Annotated in this window: 4 protein-coding genes; all 4 read left to right on the top strand. The window is 51.0% G+C overall.

The window, feature by feature from the left end; all coding sequences use genetic code 11:
• Positions 1–735: 735 nt before the first annotated feature.
• Positions 736–1,038, top strand: a complete 303-nt coding sequence (locus tag AC0QH1_RS03700) for a hypothetical protein (RefSeq protein WP_324629509.1) — start codon at positions 736–738, stop codon at positions 1,036–1,038.
• 167 nt (positions 1,039–1,205) lie between these two features.
• Positions 1,206–2,804 (top strand): calcium-binding protein, encoded by a 1,599-nt coding sequence (locus AC0QH1_RS03695; RefSeq protein WP_324629506.1) that lies wholly within the window; start codon positions 1,206–1,208, stop codon positions 2,802–2,804.
• A gap of 29 nt (positions 2,805–2,833) precedes the next feature.
• A complete protein-coding gene (locus AC0QH1_RS03690; RefSeq protein WP_324629505.1) occupies positions 2,834–3,574 on the top strand; it encodes a foldase protein PrsA in 741 nt (246 codons plus the stop codon).
• A gap of 1,137 nt (positions 3,575–4,711) precedes the next feature.
• Positions 4,712–7,695: ABC transporter transmembrane domain-containing protein (locus AC0QH1_RS03685; protein WP_324629503.1), on the top strand; the 2,984-nt coding region annotated here is incomplete at its 3' end.

Below are 7,695 nucleotides of genomic sequence, written 5' to 3'. Positions count from 1 at the left end.
ACTTGGACGACAACAGTGCGGTGGTAGAAGGTGGTGCTTTTGCTTTCGGGAAAAATACCTTTACTAAGGTTTCCTTCGAGACTTACACCACTGACTATAGCTCAACCTCTGCCGTATATTCCTTCTCGGCTACAGACTAAACGCCGCTAAGACATCGGGGAAAAGGAGACGATCGCCAGGAATTAAACAGATTAACTTGGCATATGACTCCTTTTCTCCGAGAAGCGCGATCGGGTTTTTGCTGAGGACAACTATCCGGAGCAATTTGACCCGCGATCGTTCCTCAAACCCCGCAAAACTGATGATGGTTTCCGACCTACATTATTTGGAGGTCGTTGCTGAGAAACCCGCCAGTGCAAGACGGTTCCTTGACGCCGTACTACACTTACTACCAAAACGATTTCGCGAACCTGTCTCTGAAAACGGATATTGACCTAAACAACAATAGTGCAATTGTTGAAGGGGAATCTTTAGCTTTTGGAGAAAATACCCTCACAAAGATTTATTTCTGCCCATTGACCACTGATTGGCTGTCGTTTTCTCGAGTTTATTCTTTCTCGGTAAGTAACAGCGATCGCTCGGGGGAGTAACTCTCCAAACACCCATCAATCCTCTCATATGCCTAAGCCGCTAGAAGCTTAACTCTTGAAGCTTTAGTGGCTTTTGCAAATGGCTTTTTCAGCCATTGGGAGCGCGGATGATGTCCCTTACAACAGATTTGGAGAAATAATCACCATGAATATAGTAGATTTAGAGTATTTGAATTCGGTCAGCCAAGACAATCAGCTCGCAGGGGGCTTGTGGGCTTATGCGGATGCAACCACGATCGCTGTTTCAGGGTTTGGCTCAGGTTCGGCGATCGCAGTGGCATCGGGTGAATCCACCTCGACCAGCAGCGAAGCATCGGTGTGGGTTTACTCCGGGGATAAATACAGCATTACGGACTCTTTTGCTGAAGGCTCTGCTTACGCCCAGACGGGTTTTCACACCAGTAGCTTCACAGCTACCAGTCAGTCTTTATCTGTTTATTCCTTCTAAGAAAGATATGTACTCGTGCAAAAATAATTGCAGATGGTAGGGTGGGCAGAGAGAGCCACTCTCAGAGGTGCCGATCGCGCATCTGTTCTCGAACTGCCCACTCTACAAACTCCAGTTTCCATTCAACCACAGCAAGAGCAGACCACCCGATCGGGAGATAAATCACAATGCCTACTCCATTCGATCCCACAATTCTCGACAATGCCGAGAGCAGCAGCGCTTCAGTGAGTGCCATTTCGGTGGTAGATGAACATGGTGCGGCGAGTGCCAGTGAGGCAACTGCCACGACTCCCACGGGCGAAACGGAAAGCGCGATCGCCCAGGAGTTTGTGCCGGAGGCAACTTCAAGCAGTGCCAGCGGGGAAGCGATCGCCTCTAACCAGGGCGCACAAGCCCATGTGACGATCGCAACTCCTGCCGAGGATAGCACTGACAATCCCACTGATGCTGGCGACGATAGCACTTCCGAAACAAATAACACCGATACTATTCTTCCCACTTCTGGGAGTCAAAGCAGTAGCAGCAGCGCGCAAACCAGCAACTCAGGGACAAGCGCCAGTAGTGCCACGGCTTCCGCCACTCCTACGGAAAGCAACGCCAGTGCTTCTACAGACACTCCCGCTAACAATCCACAAAGCAGCAGTGCTAGCACTGCCAGTGGATCGGGAGAAACCCCCTCCAGCGAGGCCACAAGTGAGACAGGGCTGTCATCCACCCCTGAGCCGGAGACTCCCCCGGGGGAGAGCAAGAGTGAGAGTACCTCTGCCCCACCCCCAACTGAGCCGGAACCCCCTGCCACGCCGAATTCTGGCGAGAGCATCTCTTCTGGCAGTGCTTCCTCGACGGTGAATGACACCGGTGCGGAAAGTAGTAGCGAGGCGATCGCCACTTCCCCCACCGGAGAAACCACCACCACTCAGGCGTCGGATTTCACCCCAAACGGCACTTCCGCCGAAAGCACCGCCACTGCATCCACCTCGGATGTCCCTGCTGCCGATAGCACAGCCTCTACCTCCCCTGCTGAGACTGAAACCTCTTCGCCTTCTATATCGATCGCGATTCCCACACTTCCGCCTTTGCCAACAGTCAGTGTGCCGAACAATGCGATCGACTTCCAGTCTGAGGCAGACTCGGAGCTATCCGACTCCCTCTCGGAAACATTATTGTTTGTCTTACTTGCCGGATCGGCACAGAATGATGAAATCCTGGGGAGTGCTAGCAGTGACGACATTCAAGGCAACAGTGGAGAAGATTACCTGCGGGGAATGGAGGGTGCCGATCGCCTCCTCGGTGGGGCAGATGCCGATATTCTGAATGGGAATATGGGTGATGATACTGTCGAAGGTGCAGATGGCAACGATATCCTTCGCGGGGGACAAGATAATGACTGGCTGATTGGCGGTCAGGGTGACGATTTCTTGGTGGGCGATTTTGGTACCGATACTCTGATTGGCGGTTCGGGGGCGGATTGGTTTGGATTGAGAGTCGAAACTGCCGTCACTGACGTGCTACAGGCAGATGCGATCGCCGATTTCAATCGAGCTGAAGGCGATAAAATTGCGTTAAATCCGGGGTTTTCTCTCGATAACCTCAGTTTTGAAGTGTTTGATTTCAATGGCGATGGCAATGCGGATTCTACGCTTATTCAAATCAACGACAACGGCTACTTAGGTGTGGTTATCAATACCGTTGATGCCAACGGAACCACCACTTTGACGGTTGCTGATTTCATCAGGATTCCCGACAATTTGCTTGAAATTGGATGAGATGAAAAGCCAAAGGAGCAAGCCAAACGATGATGAATTTATCCCAAGCAGGCATCGAGGCAAATGAAGTTGTTGACTGGCTAAAAAAAGAGCTTCAAATTCAGCCGATTTTGCAAAATATTTTACATCAAAAAATCATCGCAAAAACGGCTGGAGAACGGGGCGTTACAGTGAGTGATGAGGAAATTCAAGCCGAAGGCGATCGCTTTCGGCTTGAATATCGTTTGGAAAAAGCCTCCGATACGTTAGCTTGGCTGGCTGAACGCACGATCTCGGCCAATGAGTGGGAAGCGGGGATTCGCGATCGCCTGCTGAAAAAAAAGTTGGCGGTTGCCTTATTTGACAAAGAAGTAGAAAAATTTTTCGCCGAACATCGCCTCGAATTCGATAAAATCCTCCTTTATCAAATCATTGTCCCTTACGAAAAAGTCGCTCGGGAAGTTCTCTATCAAATCGAAGAACAGGAAATTAGCTTTTATGAAGCGGCGCATCTCTACGATATGGACGAACGCCGTCGCCTTCTGTGCGGATGTGAAGGCAAAATCCCGCGATCGCGTTTGCAACCCGACATCGCCCCCGCAGTCTTCAGTACGCCCCTTCACGAAATCGTCGGACCGCTGAAAACCGATCTCGGCTATCATCTATTTTTAGCCGAGGAGTTGATTCGCGCCGAACTCACCTCGGAAATTCGCCAACAAATTATCGATCGCCTGTTTGCCCAGTGGCTCAGCATGGAACTGAACTACACGCTCCACAACCAACAACTCTAAGCGCGGCACATCCGCCTTCACCTTACTTATACTTTGCCCCCTGGCTCCTGTAGCACATCCGCAGATTAAAATCTCCCGTTACACCCATTTTAGACCCGCCTACGCGGGCTATTTTTTTGGCGGTCAATTTGCATCGGGAAAGGCGGGGGGTCACGCCCCCGAGGGGGAATTCCCCTGGGCAAAGGGGATCCGTCGGCGAACCGGATGAGCAGGATCCGCCATCAGTTTCCCGGATCCAGAGGCGTCCCATCAATTACCAATTAACAATCCAACTTTCTAGCATTTTCAATTCTCAATTTGAAATTCTTCCATTTTTCCCCTTTCGTGGATATGGAGACTCCACATCGGTGAGGTTGTGGATCGATTTTGCTTGTTGCAAAAACTTTAAACTTTAATTATACTTCAGATGGCGTCAAACAACAACAATATTATTGCCTAAAACATTAATTTTTGTAAAATCAGTGTTACCGTGGCTTCAGTAATACTACGTAAACATGGAGTTTTGCCGAGCCGAGTCGGAAAATTCTCAATCGGGTGAGTTGGCTCTCAAGCGAAACGCCCGTGTAGACTAGAATTTCAGGGACTAATACCCAACCGGATAATTTTTTCAAACGGGGAAATCGTCGCTCGTCTTCTCAATAAGCCCCGGAGGCAGGTGCAGATTAAATCCTCTGGAGCTATTGATAAAAAAGAGTTACAGCAATTTTTGTCTCTAAACCTATTGAGAGGGTTGTGTCGCAAATAACATCCGAAATATTACGGTTTTTATACCGAAAGACATACTGCGGAAGCCAGAGAGATTTACTAACACTGAGGCAGATATACCGAGCGAAGGATTCCTTACTGGCTCTAATTATGATGCAATAGCAATAAGTCAGCCAAGAAGCCGCTTGGCGATCGTGCTGTTTAAAGGGGTGAAAATGCATTGAAAACCGCGCAGGTGAAGTGTCCTAGACTGGATCGATTGAAACTGTTCTACGATTCGTTTAGGGTTCCAAGTTCTGTGGCTCAGATAGCCGGGGCAATCTCTGGCCACATTACCCATATAAACTGAAAATTGTATCTAAGTTTTTTAATTAATCAAACCGACGGTCGATCGCCGTCAACTGTAAGACATCGGGATGGGGAGGCTCATTTATGACAGGAATGTTGGGGATAAACAAACAATCCCAACCCAGCTTTTCGGGGACACCGGGCGCAGACAGCCAAAGTGTGGTGATGCAGCTTGTAGGGGAAATGGATATCGAACCTACAGTCGCGTCGCAGTTAAAGGAATCCTGTCAGGGGAGTGCGTTCGAGTTAGGAGACGAACTCTTATCAATCCGGGATGTCAGTGAAACCGAGGAGACCGAGCGACAAGAAAAGCGGGAAATTTACGCGATCGAGCGCGGTCGGGTACGGTTGCTGGCGTTCGATCCCGATCGCGGACGAGAAGTCTGTGCAATGGTTCTCGAAGCCGGCGATATCTTTGGCGCGGATCGATGTTTGCACTCAGATGTCCAGGGATATCGGGCGATCGCCGCCACAACCGGTGAGATTTCGCGTCTCGATCTGGGGCAACTGGAGTCTTACCGCGATCGCGCGCCGGAACTCTATACCTATTTGCAGCAACAAACCGCACAACGGCAACGGCAAATTTTTCTCAAAACTGTCACCGAATTGCGTAGCCTATCCAGCCATCAACTGCGGGAACTATTGTCCTTGTTTACCGAGCGAGAAATTGCTGCCAGATCCGCCTTAGCCGAAGCCACCCCGGAAGAATCGGGTCGCTTTTGGTTGCGTCGCGGCGAGATAGAAGCAACCGCTGAGGAAACAGACCCGCCGGGGATTGCAGAGAGCTGGGGGTATCCGGAACAAACTCCCCGGGATTGTGTTGCACAAACAGAGCTACAAATCTTCCAACTGCCCGCTGAATACTGGGAACAAGCCAAAGCGATCGCCCCAGTTCTCGACCGGAAGTGGCAAGAAAAAACCGAAGGGAACGGTCACGCTGGCCCCGTGGCGGCACCCATGAGGCGGCGATCGGCCACACCGATTCCTGCGCCGACGCCCCCCGCACCCAAAGCCGCAGAGGGTTCTCCCGAGTCACCGGGCGATCGCCAAGAAGACAGCGACGGATCGGAAGGGGTAATTTTTCCCAAACCCCTCAAGCGTCAAGTCCTCGACCTTCTGGCTCGCTATCCGCACTTGCGCCAGCAGTCCTCCTCCGATTGTGGTGCCGCCTGCATTGCCATCATTGGCCGCTATTGGGGCAAGCGCTTTAGTATAAACTACCTGCGGGAACTGTCTGGCGTGGGGCGCTCTGGCGCTTCTCTCAAAGGCTTAGCCAAAGCCGCCGAAAAGGTGGGATTCCACGCCAGACCGGTGCGCGCCTCCCTGAGTCGCCTCGCGGAACAGAGCAATCCCTGGATCGCTCACTGGCAGGGAATTCACTATGTAGTGGTGTACAAAGTCCAAAGCAAACGAATCTTAATCGCCGATCCGGCGGCGGACAAGCGATGGGTGCCGCGATCGGAATTTCTCTCCAGTTGGACCGGGTACGCTTTGCTGCTCGATCCCACCGAGCGACTGCAAAATGCCGAAGAAACGCAACAACGTACCCTCAGCAGCTTCTTCCGCGTGCTGTGGCCCTATCGTTCCGTAGGCTTGCAGATTATTATCGCCTCGGTGCTGATTCAGCTCTTTGGGTTGGTCACTCCTTTATTTACCCAAATCATTCTCGACCAAATCGTGGTCAACAAAAGTATCAATGCTTTGCATGTGATTGCGGTGGGGGCGTTACTGTTTGGGATCGGGAAAATCGCCTTATCCACTACTCGGCGATACCTGCTCGATTACTTTTCCAACCGCCTTGACCTGACTTTGATTGCCGGGTTTATCAATCATACCCTGCGACTGCCCCTGAAATTTTTTGAATCGCGCCGGGTGGGGGATATCATCACTAGGGTGCAGGAAAACCAAAAAATTCAGCGGTTTTTGATCCGACAAGTGGTGTTGGCTTGGTTGAATTTTCTCACCGGATTTGTATATTTGGGGCTGATGCTGTATTACAACTGGCGTCTGACTTTGTTGGTGTTGGCGATTATTCCCCCGATCGCGATTTTGACCTTAGTGGCGACGCCGTTTTTGCGGAAAGTCTCCCGGGAAGTGTTTAATGCCACCGCCGAACAAAACTCCTCACTGGTGGAAATGATGACCGGTGTATCTACGGTAAAAGCTGCCGCCGCCGAGCGCGAGTTGCGCTGGCGCTGGGAAGACCATTTAACCAATTCTCTCAATGCGCGATTTCGCGCCCAGAAATTGGCCAATGGTTTGCAAGCCAGCAGCGGAATTATTAATAGTATCGGCAGCATTGCTTTACTGTGGTATGGGGCGATGCTGGTGATTCAAGGAGAACTCACCATCGGTCAGTTGGTGGCGTTTAACATGATGATTGGCAAGGTAATTAGTCCGATTTTGGCTTTGGTGAAACTATGGGATGAGTTGCAAGAAGTGTGGATTTCTGTGGAGCGACTCAATGATGTACTTGCCACCGAACCGGAAGAAAAAGTGGGCAGCCGCATGTTGGTGCTGCCGAAACTGAAGGGCGAGGTGAGTTTGGAACATGTCACCTTTCGTTACAGTGAAGACCAAGAGAGCAATACGTTAGAAAATATTTCCTTTGCGGTCAAACCCGGGCAAACGGTTGCCCTGGTGGGACGCAGCGGGTCGGGGAAAAGTACCCTGGTTAAGTTGCTACAAGGATTGTACGAACCGAATAGCGGACGAATTGCTATTGACGGGCACGATTTGCGTCATATTTCACCCCAGTCTTTGCGATCGCTTCTCGGGGTAGTGCCGCAAGAATGTTTCTTGTTTTCCGGCACGATTGTGGACAATATTACGCTTTATGCCGATGATGTGCCTCTGGATAAAGTGGTGGAAGTGGCTAAGTTGGCGGAAGCCCATGCATTTATTCAACAGATGCCTTTGGGATACAATACTCAGGTGGGCGAACGGGGCGCGTCTCTGTCTGGGGGACAGCGACAGCGAGTCGCGATCGCCCGGGCGTTGTTGGGCAATCCGCAGATTTTAATTTTGGATGAGGCGACCAGTTCTCTGGATACCGAGTCGGAACGTCG

This window comes from Phormidium sp. CCY1219, assembly GCF_055795085.1.
The sequence above is the reverse complement of the archived record's forward strand: the minus strand, read 5'-3'. Positions and strand labels throughout refer to the sequence as shown.